The 14131-nt window shown below is 67.4% G+C and carries 13 protein-coding genes; 5 read left to right on the forward strand and 8 right to left on the reverse strand.

Annotation, left to right across the window (positions count from 1 at the left end):
• The first annotated feature begins 24 nt into the window (after positions 1-24).
• Positions 25-486: a hypothetical protein gene (locus TZ53_RS07555; RefSeq protein ID WP_044660922.1), complete on the forward strand. Its 462-nt coding sequence runs from the start codon at positions 25-27 to the stop codon at positions 484-486.
• On the opposite strand, the gene TZ53_RS07560 is transcribed toward TZ53_RS07555, so the two are convergent.
• Positions 464-1783, reverse strand: a complete 1320-nt coding sequence (locus TZ53_RS07560; protein ID WP_044660923.1) for an MFS transporter — start codon at positions 1781-1783, stop codon at positions 464-466. The genes TZ53_RS07555 and TZ53_RS07560 overlap by 23 nt on opposite strands.
• A gap of 108 nt (positions 1784-1891) precedes the next feature.
• Between TZ53_RS07560 and TZ53_RS07565 the strand changes: the two genes are divergently transcribed.
• Complete coding sequence (locus tag TZ53_RS07565) at positions 1892-2812, forward strand: cupin domain-containing protein (protein ID WP_044660924.1); 921 nt, start codon at positions 1892-1894, stop codon at positions 2810-2812.
• A gap of 57 nt (positions 2813-2869) precedes the next feature.
• A complete protein-coding gene (locus tag TZ53_RS07570; RefSeq protein WP_044660925.1) occupies positions 2870-3886 on the forward strand; it encodes an SMP-30/gluconolactonase/LRE family protein in 1017 nt (338 codons plus the stop codon).
• Positions 3887-3931: 45 nt separating this feature from the next.
• On the opposite strand, the gene TZ53_RS07575 is transcribed toward TZ53_RS07570, so the two are convergent.
• Complete coding sequence (locus tag TZ53_RS07575; RefSeq protein WP_044660926.1) at positions 3932-4261, reverse strand: c-type cytochrome; 330 nt, start codon at positions 4259-4261, stop codon at positions 3932-3934.
• A 9-nt stretch (positions 4262-4270) separates the two neighbouring features.
• Positions 4271-6196, reverse strand: coding sequence for a pyrroloquinoline quinone-dependent dehydrogenase (locus TZ53_RS07580; protein ID WP_044660927.1), 1926 nt, complete (start codon positions 6194-6196; stop codon positions 4271-4273).
• Positions 6197-6342: 146 nt separating this feature from the next.
• Here TZ53_RS07580 and TZ53_RS07585 point away from each other — a divergent pair, with 146 nt between their 5' ends.
• A complete protein-coding gene (locus TZ53_RS07585; RefSeq protein WP_044660928.1) occupies positions 6343-7530 on the forward strand; it encodes a CaiB/BaiF CoA transferase family protein in 1188 nt (395 codons plus the stop codon).
• Positions 7527-8309, forward strand: a complete 783-nt coding sequence (locus tag TZ53_RS07590; protein WP_044660929.1) for an enoyl-CoA hydratase — start codon at positions 7527-7529, stop codon at positions 8307-8309. The genes TZ53_RS07585 and TZ53_RS07590 overlap by 4 nt, the downstream gene beginning before the upstream one ends.
• A 33-nt stretch (positions 8310-8342) precedes the next feature.
• On the opposite strand, the gene TZ53_RS07595 is transcribed toward TZ53_RS07590, so the two are convergent.
• Genes TZ53_RS07595 through TZ53_RS07615 form a run of 5 tightly spaced genes read right to left on the reverse strand, consistent with a single transcriptional unit; the run spans position 8343 to position 14094 of the window.
• Positions 8343-8819, reverse strand: coding sequence for a c-type cytochrome (locus TZ53_RS07595; protein WP_044660930.1), 477 nt, complete (start codon positions 8817-8819; stop codon positions 8343-8345).
• A 16-nt stretch (positions 8820-8835) separates the two neighbouring features.
• Complete coding sequence (locus TZ53_RS07600) at positions 8836-10905, reverse strand: outer membrane protein assembly factor BamB family protein (RefSeq protein ID WP_044660931.1); 2070 nt, start codon at positions 10903-10905, stop codon at positions 8836-8838.
• A 53-nt stretch (positions 10906-10958) separates the two neighbouring features.
• Complete coding sequence (locus TZ53_RS07605; protein WP_044660932.1) at positions 10959-12443, reverse strand: NAD-dependent succinate-semialdehyde dehydrogenase; 1485 nt, start codon at positions 12441-12443, stop codon at positions 10959-10961.
• A gap of 20 nt (positions 12444-12463) precedes the next feature.
• A complete protein-coding gene (locus TZ53_RS07610) occupies positions 12464-13699 on the reverse strand; it encodes an iron-containing alcohol dehydrogenase (RefSeq protein ID WP_044660933.1) in 1236 nt (411 codons plus the stop codon).
• Positions 13696-14094 (reverse strand): c-type cytochrome, encoded by a 399-nt coding sequence (locus tag TZ53_RS07615; protein WP_044660934.1) that lies wholly within the window; start codon positions 14092-14094, stop codon positions 13696-13698. Before TZ53_RS07615 ends, TZ53_RS07610 begins: the two co-directional genes overlap by 4 nt.
• Between the last annotated feature and the right edge of the window lie 37 nt (positions 14095-14131).

A 14131-nucleotide genomic window follows, 5' to 3' on the forward strand; every position in this document is an offset into this window, starting at 1 on the left:
ATGACATGAAAAGAGGAGAAGGGCGTGAAACACATCTGGAAACTGGCCGTGATCGGCGGGATTGCGTTGTTTCCGCAATGTGTCGCGCTGGCGCAGGAAGATGGCTGCGCGCGTCTGGACGACCCGTCGGAACGCCTGGCCTGCTACGATCGCCGGTCTGGCCGGGCCGCGCAGGACAGCCGCCCGATTCCCGTCCCCGCGCCGCCCGCCGCGGCATCGGCGGCTGCGATCAACAGCTATCAGGACCGTCGCGACGCCCTCAAGAGCCGCACGGATTTCGACAGCCGCTTGAAGGCGGCGATCCCGTTGCGGCACGGCTATCACCGGCTGGAGCTGGAGGACGGCACCGCCTACGACACGACGACCGTCGCGCCGCCGCCGCCCGTCGGGGCGGCGATCCATGTCCGCCGCACGCCGTTCGGCACCACCTTCTTCGACATGGAAGGGCGCAAGCCCTTCACCGTCAGGCTGTCGCGCCGCCAATAGGCGTCCGGGCGCCTTCCCCGGCCGGCTGCTCCAGCAGCCGGTTCGGGTCCACGATCACCCAGGCGAGCACGCCCGCCAGCACCACGGCGGCCCCCGCGATGAAGGCGGCGGTCCAGCCGAATTGCGCGGCGATCATCGGCGTCAGGGTGGAGGTCAGCGCCCCGCCGATCTGGCACCCCATGTTCATGAAGCCGGACACGACGCCGCTATGCGGGCCCGCTATGTCCGCCGTCACCGACCAGAAGGAGCTTTGCGAGAGGTAGATCGCCCCTGCCCCCCCGGCCAGGATCAGCACCGCGAGCGGCGCATTGTCCACCATCGATCCGCTGGCGAGGAACAGGCCGGTCAGCACGAAGGAGAGCACGCCCAGCCCGGAGCGTCCCCAATAAAGGCCGTAGCGCGCCGACACCCGGTCGTTGATGACCCCGCCCAGCAGGCAGCCGAAGGTCATGCACAGGAAGGGCAGCATGGAGAAGACGGCGCTGGATTTGACATCCAGATGCCGCGCTTCGGCAAGATAGATGAAGAACCAGCTGAAGAAGATCCAGATCACATAGCCGAAGGCGAAATAGCTGACGAACAAGCCCCAGACATTGCGGCTGGAAAATATGGCGCCCCAGGGAATGGGTCCGGCCGACGCCGTTTTGGCCGGGGGCAGGCCCGCCTCGATATGCGCGAGTTCGGCTGCGTTCACCGACGGGTGCTCCTGCGGCCGGTCCCGCGCGAGCCAGAACCAGACGGCGGCGGCGGCAAGGCCCATTGCCGCGCAGGCATAGAAGGATGCCCTCCAGCCGCCCCACAGGATGATCGCGGTGATCAGCGGCGGCGTGATGCCGGACCCGGCGCCCACCCCGGCGAAGATCCACCCGTTCGCCTTGCCGCGCTCCTGCGCCGGTATCCAGCGCGACAGGAACTGGTTGCCGCACGGATAGACGACCGACTCGCCGATGCCGAGCGCGAAGCGGGTCAGCGCCAGCAGCAGCAGCGCGGCGCTGCCCTCCGGATGGATGAGCGCCGTCGCCGCGGTGAACACGCCCCACCAGAGCAGCGCGCCGGTCAGCACGATGCGGGGACCGTAGCGCGCGGCGAGCCAGCCCGCCGGCACCTGGAACAGCGCATAGCCGATCAGGAAGGCGCTGAAGACCCAGCCCAGCTGCACCTGGTCGATGGCATATTCCTTCCGCATCTCCACCCCCGCGACGGAGATGTTGGTGCGGTCGAGAAAAGCGATCGCACTGATGATGAACAACAGGAAGATCAGGCCCAGCCTGACCCTGGACCGCGCGGCTCCATTCATAACCATCCCTCCCGCTTGGCTTCTGCGCCAAACAATATACTATATGATTCGTGATAAGATGATGTATGTCGGCATAAGCAGGCAAGAGCAAGCATTGGAGAGGGGAAGATGGGCATGGGCACGCCGCGCATGGCGCTGGTCGCAGCGCTGATGGCCTTTGGCGGAACGGCCATGGCGCAGGGCGCGCCGCCGCTGGCGCAACGCATCGGCCACAGCGATCCGGACAAAATGCGGGGTGCGAACGGCGTCCATGGCGGTGCGGGATCGATGAAGTTCGGGCCGCTGCTCGGCACCAATGCGCTCAGCACCAACCTCATCTTCGTCCATCGCGGGACGATCGCGCCGAAAAGCGGCATCGGCCAGCATTTCCACAATGATTGCGAGGAGATGTTCATCATCCTCGACGGCGAGGCGGAGTTCACCATCGACGGCCGCACCTCGCGCCTGGCCGGGCCTGCCGGCGTGCCCGACCGCAAGGGGCATGCCCATGGCATCTACAATCCGACCGACAGGCCGCTGCAATGGCTGAACATCAATGTCGGCATGACCAAGAGCTATGACAATTTCGATCTGGGCGACCCGCGCACCGATGCGACGCTCGATCCCGTGCCGCAGTTCATCAGCATGCGGCTGGACCGCGCCCTCCTGAAGCCGGCGGCGGCTGCCTTGCCCGATGCGACCGGCGGCGTCCTCTTTCGCCGCGCGCTGGGACCGGCGGTCTTTTCGACGCCCTGGTCCTATGTCGATCATGTCCTGCTGCCCGCAAATGCGGCGCTCGGCCGCCGGGTGCAGGCGGATATGAGCGAGGTCTATTATGTGATCTCCGGCACGGGCGAAGTAACGCTGGACGGGGAAACCGCACCGATCAGCGCGGGCGACGCCGTGCCCGTCGACCTTGGCGAGGCGCGGGCGATCCGCCAGACGGGGGCGCAGCCGCTCGAACTGATGGTGATCGGCGTGGCGCGCGATCTGGCGGCGAAGGCCCGCTACCGCGCCGAAGCCGAAGCGCGCATCCAACCGCGGCGGTAACATCGCGCCGATCCTCCCGCGTCCCTCCTTTCGATCATCCAAGAAGGAACCAAAGCCATGTCATCCCGCCTTCGCGCCGCCCTGCTTGCCGCTGCGCTCTGCCCCCTGACCGCGCCATTGCTGGCGCAGGAACCCGCCGCACCGGCCGCCGCGCCATCCTTCGAGCGGCTGGACCCGGCGCTCGACGCGATCATAGCGCCGGGCACGCCGATCGAGCGGGTGGCGACCGGCTTCGGCTTTACGGAGGGGCCGCTATGGCATGAGGGCCGGCTCTGGTTCTCCGACGTCACCGGGGACAGGATGCGGGCCGTCAGCCCGGATGGAAAGGTGGAGGAACTGGTGGCCAATTCAGGCGGCCTGCCCAATCCCCCGGCGGGCGCCAGCATCGGCTCCAACGGCATGGCCCCCGCCCCCGACGGCACGGTGCTGATGACGCAGATGGGCGCTCGCCGCATCGTCAGGGTCGGCAAGGACGGCAGCCTGCAACCCTTCCTGTCGGAATATCAGGGCAAGCGGCTGAACAGCCCCAACGACCTCGTCTACGACAAGAGCGGCGCGCTCTGGTTCACCGATCCGCCCTTCGGCCTGTTCAACGGCATGGACAAGGACCCGGCCAAGGAACTGCCCTTCAACGCCGTGTTCCGCTATGCCGACGGCAGGCTGACGCCGGTCATCACCGACATGACGCTGCCCAATGGCATCGGTTTCTCCCCCGATTTCAAGACCCTCTATGTCGGCAATTACGGCCCCGAAATGTATATCCGCGCCTATGATGTGCGCCCGGACGGCAGCCTGTCCGCGCCGCGCGAGCTGATCCGCTTCCCCGGCGGTCGCGGCGGGCCGGACGGGCTGAAGGTCGACACGGCCGGCAATATCTGGATGACGGGCCCGGGCGGCATCCGCATCGTCACGCCGCAGGGCAAGGTGCTGGGGCAGATCAGGCTGCCGGAAACCGCGGCCAATCTGGCCTTCGCGGAGGATGGGCACACGGTCTATATCACCGGCAGCACCAGCATCTATCGCCTGCGCAGCAAGGTGAAGGGAATGCTGCCGCTCTACGCCGGGGGTCAATGAAGGGCAGCGGGCGGCGACGCGCCGCCCGCTTGAGCCGAACCGCGTTTAACGGCCGCCCGCGCCCGGCCCGGCACCGGGCGCGGGGGCATAATTTTTCGCCAGATAGGCCGTGATCGTCTTGACCTCCTCCGGCGAGACCTCGGCCCCGCGGTCCGCCATGCCCTGCACGGTCGCCGCCCATTCCGCCTCGCTCCGCCGCTTCTGGAAAACCTGCCCGGTCGTGTGGCAGAAACCGCAGCGTTCGTTGATCAGGTCCAGGCCAGGGCCGGGCGGCGGCGGCGGCACGGCTACGGTCGCAGGCGCCTGCTGGGCCAATGCCCCCGCCCCGATCAGGGGCAGGGTCAGGGCCATGATCATCAGTCCGACTTTACGCATGTCATGTCCTCAAGGAAGCGCATAGGCCACCACCTCGTCGCTGGTGGCCGGTGAAAAGGCGAAGCCCCCTGTCGCCACGACGGCGACCATCTGCCGTTTCCCCACGGCATAGGTCATCGGCGTTCCGTAGCTGGAACCGGGCAGTTCCGCCGTCCAGAGCAGCTTGCCCGTCTTCGTTTCGAACGCGCGGAAGCGCTGGTCCTTGGTCGCGCCGATGAAGGTCAGCCCGCCCGATGTCGTGAACGGCCCGCCCGCGCTGGTGATCCCCGCATCCTTGAGCGCGGGATGGCCGGTGTCGCCCAAGGGCCGGCGCCACGCCACCGTGCCCTTGGCGACATCTACGGCCACCAGCTCGCCCCATGGCGGCTTGTGACAGGGGAAGCCGGTTTCCATGTCCGCGAAATAGGCGTAGCCGCCCTTCATGCCCCAGCTTCCGTCGGGCTGCTGCTCCAACTGCTGGGGGCTGGCGAGTTCGTTGAGGTTGATGACGTAGAGGCCCAGATCGGGGTCGAACGCGCCCCCGCCCCAGTCCACGCCTCCCAGGCTGCCGGGAAAGAAATTGATCGCGCTGTCGGCGCGCAGCGGCTGGAACGGCTTGCTGGGGGTGATGTTCAGCTTCTTGACCAGCGCCTCGCACCGGGCCTTCAGCTCCGGCGTGACGTCCAATATGTCCTCGGCATTATAGGACAGGCGGGTGAGCGGCGGCGGCGCGACCGGCATGGGCTGGGTCGGCCAGGGCTGCTCGCCCGGCACGTCGGTCTCGGTCGGCACCGGCACTTCGCGCACGTCGAACAGCGGCTTGCCGGTCACGCGGTCAAGGATGAACATGATCGCCGTCTTGTTCATCGCCACCAGCGCGGGCGTGACCCGCCCGCCGCGCCTGATGTCGACCAGCGTCAGCGTCGGCAGGTCGAGGTCCCAGATGTCGTGATGCACGGTCTGGAAATGCCAGAGATATTTGCCGGTCGCCGCGTCCACCGCGACCACCGAGTTGGAATAGAGATTGGCGCCCTTTCGGTCAGCGCCCCAGCGGTCGAAGGTCGGCGCGCCGACCGGCAGATAGGCGATGCCGCGCTTTTCATCGACCTGCACGAAGGTCCAGACATTGGTGCCCGATCGCGCCTTCGCGCTGTCGCCCTCCCAACTGTCCGCGCCCTTCTCCCCCGCCTGCGGGATGGTGTGGAAGGTCCAGACCAGCTTGCCCGTGCGCGCGTCCCAGGCGCGCACATCGCCCGCCGCGCCCTTGACCGGCATCTCCTGCACCCGCGATCCGGTGATGACCAGGTCCTTGTAGATGGCGGGCGGGCTGCTCATGCCCAGCGGCGCGGCGCGCAGGCCGTTCATCACCTCGGGCGTCTTCATGTTGACGATTCCCGCCTCCCCGAAAGCGGCGGCAGGCTGGCCGGTCGCGGCATCGAGCGCGATCAGCTTGCCGGACCGGGTGCCGAAGAAGATGCGCGCGCCCTTCCCCCTGGCTCCGGGCCAATAGGCGACGCCGCGAGTCGAGGGCTGGTCCTTGTTCGCGAGCGTATAGGCCCAGCGTTCCTTCCCCGTGGCGGCATCCAGCGCGACGACGCGATTATAGGGCGTGGCGAGATACATGACGCCGTCGACCACCAGCGGCGTCGCCTCCGACGCTGAGAATCCGGTGGCGAACTTGGCGCGCATGCCGTCCGGCATCGGTCCCGCATCGGCGGTCACGCCGGGCGGGCGCATATGATATACCCAGGCCTGCCGCAGCGTGCCCACATTGGCGGTCGTGATCTGCCTGAGGGGCGAATGGCGCGCGCCGCCGGGATCGCGGCCATAGGCGGCCCAGTCGGCATCTGCCGACGGCGCCGCCGTGGCTGCGCCGTGCAAAGCGCCGGCGGCAACGGAAATCAGGGAAGCCAGTGCGATGGACCGGCGGAACGAAGATGTGATTTTCAACGACATGCCTCTCCTGAAGGCGGGTTTGACCTTTGGTCGACAAGCCCGGTTGTTCTTTTGTCAGGGGAATGCTAGCAGAGGGTCAAATCATATACAATATGATCTGTGACCGAAAATCGGCGCCCCCATATGGCGCATAAGGGAGAAGGAATATGGCGACGCTGCCATTGGCGGGCATCAGGGTACTCGACATTTCGCAGGTCATGGCAGGCCCGTTCTGCTGCATGCTGCTGGGCGACATGGGCGCCGACGTCATCAAGATCGAACCGCCGGTCACGGGCGATTCGACCCGGCATTCGATGGGCTTCCGCCTGAAGGGGGATGACAGCCCCGGTTTCCTCGCGCTCAACCGCAACAAGCGCAGCATCGCCCTCAACCTGAAGGACGATGCCGATCGCGAAGTGCTCTATGCGCTGGTGAAGAGCGCCGACGTGCTGGTGGAAAATGCCCGCCCCGGCGTCGCGGCGCGGCTGGGCATCGACTATGACACGCTGGCGAAGATCAATCCGCGCCTCGTCTACGCCAGCATTTCCGGCTTCGGCCAGACCGGCCCATGGGCGCAGCGCCCCGGTTTCGACCTGATCGCGCAGGCCATGTCGGGGATCTTAAGCTCCAACGGCTTTCCCGGCATGGAACCGGCGAAGAACAGCATCGCCGTGGCCGATCTGGGCGCCGGTCTTTTCTCGGCCTATGCCATCCTCTCCGCCATTATCGGCCGGGAAAAGAGCGGGCAGGGCCAATATATCGACGCCTCCCTGCTGGAAGCGGCGCTGGGCCTTTCGATCTGGGAGACGACGGAGCTTTGGGGCACGGGCAAGTCGCCCACGCCCATCGGTTCGGCGAACCGCATGTCCGCCCCCTATCAGGCGATGCAGGCGTCGGACGGCTGGTTCGTCATCGGGGCGGCCAATCAGGGACTGTGGCTGACCTTCCTCGACGTCCTCGGGCGTCCGGAGCTTCAGGACGATCCGCGCTATTCCAGCAACGCCGCCCGCGTCGTCAACCGGCTCGCGCTGATCGATGATCTAGCGCCCACCTTCCTCACCCGCACGCGGCAGGAATGGATCGACGCCCTGCTGGCGGCGGGCGTTCCCGCCGCGCCGATCCTCGACTATGGCGAGGCGGTGACCAGCGAACAGGCCGTCGCGCGGGAGATGGTGATGCAGGTGCCCCATCCGGTGGAGGGCGAATTCAAGGCGCTGGGCTTCCCGGTGAAGATGCGGGGCACGCCCCAGGAGGTCCGCCTGCCCCCGCCGCTGCTCAACGAACATAGCGACCTGATCCGGCAGGAACTGGTGGAAAAGGGCCTGCTCGCCCCGCAGCGGGAAGCCGCGAAATGAGCGAGGCGCGCCTCATTTACGAGAAGCGGGGCAATCAGGCCCATATCCGCTTCGACAATCCCGCCGCCCACAATGCGCTGACCGGCGCGATGTGGCACGACCTGCGCGACGCGGCGCGGGACATAGCGGCCGACCCCTCCATCCGCGTCGCGGTGTTCCGCGGCGTCGGGGGAAAGGCGTTCATATCCGGCACCGACATTTCCAAATTCGCGGATTATACGACCGGCCGGCAGGGCGTCGATTATGAGCGCGACATCGACGAATGCATGGGCGCGGTCGACGCCATACCCTGCACCACCATCGCGGTCGTGGAGGGTTGGGCCGTGGGCGGCGGCATCAACATCTCCTCCGCCTGCGATTTCCGGATCGCGACCCGCGATGCGCGCTTCGGCTCTCCCATTGGCCGCACCATAGGCAACTGCCTCTCCGCCGCCAGCGTCGCTCGGATCGGCGCGGCGGTCGGCGTGCAACGGGCGAAGCGCATGGTGCTGCTGGGCGAGATGCTGACGGCGGAGGAGCTGCTCGCCAGCGGTTTCCTGCTGCGGATCGTGGAGCGGGAGACGCTGGATGCGGAAGCCGACGCGCTGGCGCGGCGGGCCGCCGAAAATGCGCCGCTCACCACCCGCGCGACGAAGGAGACGATCCGGCGCATGGCCTTCGGGGCTTTGCCCGATGTCGAGGATCTGATTGCGGAAGTCTATGGCAGCGCCGATTTCCAGCGGGGCGTGTCCGATTTCCTGGCGCGCACGAAGAAAGTGCCGGACTGGACCGGCGCCTGATGGGGAGGCGGGCGGCGGGACGCCGCCCGGCCCTCATTTACCGCATTTGCATTCCGGCGCGGGCTTGGCCGGTTCGGGCCTTTGCGCCACGATCCTGACATTGGGCATCAGCGCCGCATTGGGCGGCAGCGCTAGGTCGCCGGCGGGAAAGCCGTTGGCTTCGAACATATAGGCTTCGATGTCCGCGACCTTCCGCCCGCCCAGGCTGCCCGGCGCGTTGAGCGGCATGGTCGTCTGGATGCGCGCGAACAGATCGCCGGCGGACGTGTTGTTCCAGTTGTTGAGGAAGGTCGGCCCGACCAGAGCGGGCGCGACGTCGATCCCGGCCAGCGTTTCGCCATGGCAGGCCGCGCAATTCTCCGCATAGGCGGCCTTGCCGCGCTCGGCCTGATCCTTCGTATAGACCCCGGTCCAGACATGGCGCTCGGGCGCCTGCGCGCGCGTCACGACCGCGCCGCCCGCAAACAGCAGCGCGCCCGCCAGCCAATATCCCCGCGTCACCTTGCCCATCGAGCCACTCCTGCCATCAAGCCATTCCTGGAAGTCGGAACGCCACCAGTTCGGCGCTGTAATTGCCGCCGCCAATGGCGACGACGATATATTGGCGGTTGTTCAGCATATAGGTCATGGGCGATCCGCTCTGCGGCGCGGGCATGTAGACCGCGCCCTTCTCCTCGCCCGTGGCCTTGTCATAGGCGCGCAGCATCGCGCCCCGGATGCCATATTCATTGGTGTAGAAGCCCGCCTCGCCGCAGATCACCAGGCTCTTGGTGCACAGAGGCCCCAGATTGCCTGCCCGGCCGGTGCGGGGAATCTTCAGGCCCTTGAGCGCCGGGTGGTTGCGGACATTGTCCGGCGTCTCGCCATGGGCGACCTGCCATTTGAGGTCGCCCTTGCCAAGGTCGATGGCGGTGATGCGGCCATAGGGGGGCTTGAGCAGCGGCAGGCCCTGCACGGTCAGGAAACCGGGCGGCGGCCCCGAACCGGGCTTCGCCGCCGGGGGCCGCATGAAGGGCGTCGGCGCCGCCGCGCCCATCGCCACCTGCGGTCGCACTTCGGACCCGGCAATGCCGTGCACATGCGGAAATTCGGAGACGCTGGGGTCTTCGTTCGGGATGATGCCGATCACGGAGGGCTGGGTCTTCGAATAGACGAAGACGGTATGGCTTTCCGGATCGTAGCAGCCGCCCGGCCAGTTGGTCCCGCCCTGGATGCCGGGCGCGGATATGGTGCCCCAGCGGCCGGGCTTGCTGACCACGGGCGGCGTGTAGAGCGGCCCGATCTTGTACTGCTTCACCAGTTCCACCGCCTGCGCGCGCAGTTCCGGCGTGAAGTCGATGAGGTCGTCGATGCCGACGCCCTGCACGTCATAGGCGGGGGGCTTGGTCGGGAATGGCTGGGTCTTGGCATACCATTCGCCCGGCACGTCGCCTGCCTCCACCGGCCGCTCGACAATGGGCCAGATCGGCTGGCCGTTGGTGCGGTCCAGCACATAGAGGAAGCACTGCTTGGTCGGCTGCGCCAGCGCCTTCACCGTCCTGCCGTTCACCGGAATGTCGCACAGGATCGGCGCGCAGGGGATGTCCCGGTCCCACAGGCCATGATGGACGAGCTGATAATGCCAGCGCCGCACGCCCGTCTCCAGGTCCAGCGCGACCAGCGACTCCCCGAACAGGGCGTTGCCGCGCCGGAACATGCCCATCTCGTCGCCGGTGGGCAGCTCCACCGGCACATAGACCAGCCCCAGTTCCTCGTCGGCGGACATTTCCGCCCAGACGCCGCCATTGCCGGCTTCGTCGGCGTCGCCGTTCAGCCAGCTGTCATAGCCATATTCGCCCTTTTTCGGGATGGTGTGGAATATCCACTTGCGCTTGCCGGTGCGCACGTCGAAGCCGCGCACATAGCCCTTCACATTCTTGCGCACCGCCGGCACGTCGCCCGCCGTATGCGCCGCGCCCACCACCACCGTGTCGCGGGCGACGAGCGGCGTCGCGTGCAGCCCGACATCGGCGGTTTCCGGATCGATCTCCTGATCGAAATCCTTCTTGAGGTCGACCACGCCGTTCACGCCAAAGGCCGGATCGGGGATGCCGGTCGCCGCATCCAGCGAGACGAGCTGATAGCCGATGGTTACGAACAGGATGCGCTCCTGCTTGCCGTCGGTCCAATAGGAGCAACCATGGCCCGAAAGCTGGCGCGGGGAATTGAGCGCGCGCTGCCCCTCGTCCTTGCGGAACATCCAGAGCAGTTCGCCCGTCGCCGCGTCGATGCAGACGCAGTCGCGGCGCGACCCGGCGGTCAGGAACAGCCGCCCCTTGACCAGCAGCGGCGTCGGTTCGAACTGATATTCCTTGCGCGCCCCCAATATGTCCGTCTTGAAGCTCCAGGCCACCTGAAGATCGCTGAAATTATCGGCGTTGATCTGGTCGAGCGGCGAATAGCGCGTATTGGCCTGGTCGGCGGCATAATGGCGCCATTCGGTGTCCGGCCCGCCGGGCAGATCCTGCGCCATGGCGCGCCGCATCGGGGCCGTGCCGATGCTTGCGGCGACGGCGACCGTCCCGCCCAACAGCCTGCGTCGGGTCATCTTGAACATCGCGCTTTCGGCCCCTTCCCTCTCTCTTTTCCGTGCCGTCGACCGGCTGCGGCTTACCAGCTCACCGCGATATATTTCGCCTCGCAATATTCGAGCAGGCCGTGATGTCCGCCCTCCCGCCCGAGACCGCTCTGCTTGACGCCGCCGAAGGGCGCTGCGGCGTCCGACACCAGGCCGCGATTGACCGCCACCATGCCGGCCTCGATCCGCTCGGCCAGTTGCAGCCCCCGCTTGAGGTCGGCGGTATAGACATAGGCGGCCAGGCCATATTCGGTCGCATTGGCCAGCGCCACCGCCTCCGCCGGATCGTCGAACGGGATCACCGCCGCGACCGGGCCGAACACTTCCGTCGTCAATATCTCCGACCCCGGCTGGACGTTCGCGATCACCGAGGGCGGGTAGAAGAAGCCCGCACCCTCCGGCGTCCGGCCGCCCAGCCTGACCTCCGCGCCGCGCGCCACGGCATCCGCCACCAGATGCTCGATCTTGTCGATCGCCTGCCGGTTGATCATCGCGCCGCACTGGGTCGCGCTCTCCAGGCCGGGGCCCATCTTCATCGCGCCCATGCGCTCTGCCAGCTTCGCGACGAAGGCGTCATGGATGCCGCGCTGGACATAGAAGCGGTTGGCCGCCGTGCACGCTTCCCCCGCATTGCGCATCTTGGCGACCATCGCACCCTCGATCGCCTCTTCGATGTCGGCATCGTCCAGCACCAGGAAGGGCGCGTTGCCGCCCAGTTCCATGGAGGAGCTGATGACCTGGTCCGCCGCCTGGCGCAGCAGGATGCGGCCGACCTCGGTCGATCCGGTGAAGGACAGCTTGCGCACGCGCGGGTCGTGCAGGATGCCGCTGCACAGCGGGCCCGGATCGCTGCTGTTGACGACATTGACCACGCCCGCGGGCACGCCCGCCCGGCGCATGATCTCCGCCACGGCGAGCGCCGTCAGCGGCGTTTCCTCGGCCGGTTTCAGGATGCAGGTGCATCCCGCCGCCAGCGCCGGGGCGATCTTGCGCGTCGCCATCGCCGCCGGGAAGTTCCAGGGCGTGATCAGCAGGGCGATGCCGATGGGCTGATATTGCACCATGATGCGGTTCCCGCCGGAGGGCGAGACGGCCAGCTCCCCGTTGATGCGCACCGCTTCCTCCGCATACCAGCGGAAGAATTCGGCCGCATAGGCCACCTCCCCCCGCGCGTCGGGCAGCGCCTTGCCATTTTCCAGCGATATGAGCTGCGCCAGCCATTCCTGCTCCGCCATCATCGCATGGAAGCAGGCGAGCAATATGTCGGCGCGCTTGCGCGGCGGGGTCGCGGCCCAGTCCGCCGCTGCGGCGGCGGCGGCGTCGACAGCGGCGATGCCCTCAGCCGGGCTTGCGTCCGCGACGGAGGTCAACACCGCCTCCGTCGCGGGATTGAGGATGTCGATGCGCTTACCGCTGGCGGCGGGCACCCATGCTTCCCCGATCAGCAGGTCGGTCGGGATGGCGAAGGGACCGGCATGGCCGTCGGTCGTCGTGCAGCTATAGCTTTGCGTCGTCATGGGAAACCTTGTTCGAGAAGTCAGGCGGACTTGAGCGCCGCCCGCTCGCCGGAAAAGGCGGCGCGGGTGATGCTCTGCATAGCCGGGAGATCGAGGGGACGGGGATTGTTCTTGACCAGCCGGGCGGCGTTCAGGGCGTTTTCCGCCACGAAGTCCTGCTGGTCGGCCTTCAGCCCCAGCGCCGCGAGCGAGGGTGGAATGTTGACGCGGCCAAGCAGGTCCGCGACCGCATCGATGAACGCCTGCGACATGTCCTCTTCCGCCGCATCGGACAGCCCCACCGTCCGCGCCAGTTCGGCGAAGGCGGGGGCGCAGAAGGGCCGGTTGAACTGCATGACATAGGGCAGCAGCGTCGCCACCCCGTCGCCATGCGCGGTGTGCGTCAGGTTGCCGACCGGATATTGCAGCGCGTGCGCCGCGGCCGTGCCCGCCGTGCCGAAGGCGCAGCCCGCCGCCAGCGCCGCCAGCATCAGCCCTTCGCGCGCCTCCATGTCGCTGCCGTCGCGATAGGCCCGCTCCAGGAAGCGGAAGATGTTGTCGACCGCCAGCCGCGCGAAATGATCCGACAGCAGGTTCTTGCCCACGAACACATGATCCTGCGTCAGCATCGGGTCGGCGGGGCGCGCCAGCGTCGTATAGGCCTCCACCGCATGGGTCAGCGCATCGGCGCCCGAACAGGCGGTCAGGGCGGGCGGGCAGGTGGCGGTCAGTTCCGGATCGCAGATCGCCACCAGCGGGATCAGATGCGGGCTGGCGATGCCGACCTTCACCCCGCGCTCGTCGTCGGACACCACCGCGACCGGCGTCACTTCCGATCCGGTGCCCGCCGTCGTCGGCATGGCGATCAGCGGCATGACCGGGCCGGGCACGGCGAATTCGCCATAATAGGACCGGATGTCGCCGCCATGGGTCAGCAGCACGGCGACGACCTTGGCCATGTCCATCGAACTGCCGCCGCCGATGCCGACCACCAGATTGGGGGCGAAGCCGCGCATCTCCTCGACACAGGCGTTGATCGATCCGATCGGCAGGTCGGGGATCGTCCGGTCGAAGACCCGGACCTCCAGCCCATGGGCCTGGAGGTCCGCGACCATGGCGTGGAATTCAGGCTGGGCGGCCTGCCGTTCGTCGGTGCAGAGCAGGGCGCGCTTGCCCAGCTTGCCGGCGGCGGAGCCGAGCGCGTGGCGCTGCCCGCGTCCGAACAGGACGGAGCGGGGCAGGCGCAGCGCGCCGAAGGCGGGAGGGAGGTCGCTCACTTCTTGCCACCATCCGCGCCATATTGTTTCAGATAGGCGATGATGTCGGCGCGATCCTGCGCGGCGGCCATGCCGGGGAAGATCATCTTGGTGCCCGGAACCAGCTTCGACGGACCTTGCAGCAGCTTGTCGATGCTGGCCTCGTCCCATCTGATGCCCGACGCCTTCATCGCGGGCGAATAGCCATAGCCGCCTTGACTGCCCGCCACGCGGCCGACGACGCCGTTCAGCGAAGGCCCCATGGAGCGCGCCGGGTTCGGCCCGACCTTGTGGCACGCGGCGCAGCGCGCGAAAAGCTGTTGCCCATGCGCGGCATTTCCCTTCGGCACGGGGGCGGCGACCGCCGTGCCGGCGATGACCGCGCCGATGCCCACAGCGAATATCCAAGTCTTCACCTAAACAACCTCCTGTCGTGCGCGCCATGCGCGCGAT

This window comes from Sphingobium sp. YBL2 (genome assembly GCF_000943805.1).
GTDB classification, from domain to species: domain Bacteria; phylum Pseudomonadota; class Alphaproteobacteria; order Sphingomonadales; family Sphingomonadaceae; genus Sphingobium; species Sphingobium fuliginis.

Bases quoted from the DNA above. Each gene is read 5' to 3' on its own strand.
- TZ53_RS07570 (WP_044660925.1), top strand. From the start codon at position 2,870: ATGTCATCCCGCCTTCGCGCCGCCCTGCTTGCCGCTGCGCTCTGCCCC.
- TZ53_RS07590 (WP_044660929.1), top strand. From the start codon at position 7,527: ATGAGCGAGGCGCGCCTCATTTACGAGAAGCGGGGCAATCAGGCCCAT.
- TZ53_RS07580 (WP_044660927.1), bottom strand. From the start codon at position 6,196: ATGTCGTTGAAAATCACATCTTCGTTCCGCCGGTCCATCGCACTGGCT.
- TZ53_RS07565 (WP_044660924.1), top strand. From the start codon at position 1,892: ATGGGCATGGGCACGCCGCGCATGGCGCTGGTCGCAGCGCTGATGGCC.
- TZ53_RS07605 (WP_044660932.1), bottom strand. From the start codon at position 12,443: ATGACGACGCAAAGCTATAGCTGCACGACGACCGACGGCCATGCCGGT.
- TZ53_RS07595 (WP_044660930.1), bottom strand. From the start codon at position 8,819: ATGGGCAAGGTGACGCGGGGATATTGGCTGGCGGGCGCGCTGCTGTTT.
- TZ53_RS07575 (WP_044660926.1), bottom strand. From the start codon at position 4,261: ATGCGTAAAGTCGGACTGATGATCATGGCCCTGACCCTGCCCCTGATC.
- TZ53_RS07600 (WP_044660931.1), bottom strand. From the start codon at position 10,905: ATGTTCAAGATGACCCGACGCAGGCTGTTGGGCGGGACGGTCGCCGTC.
- TZ53_RS07585 (WP_044660928.1), top strand. From the start codon at position 6,343: ATGGCGACGCTGCCATTGGCGGGCATCAGGGTACTCGACATTTCGCAG.
- TZ53_RS07560 (WP_044660923.1), bottom strand. From the start codon at position 1,783: ATGAATGGAGCCGCGCGGTCCAGGGTCAGGCTGGGCCTGATCTTCCTG.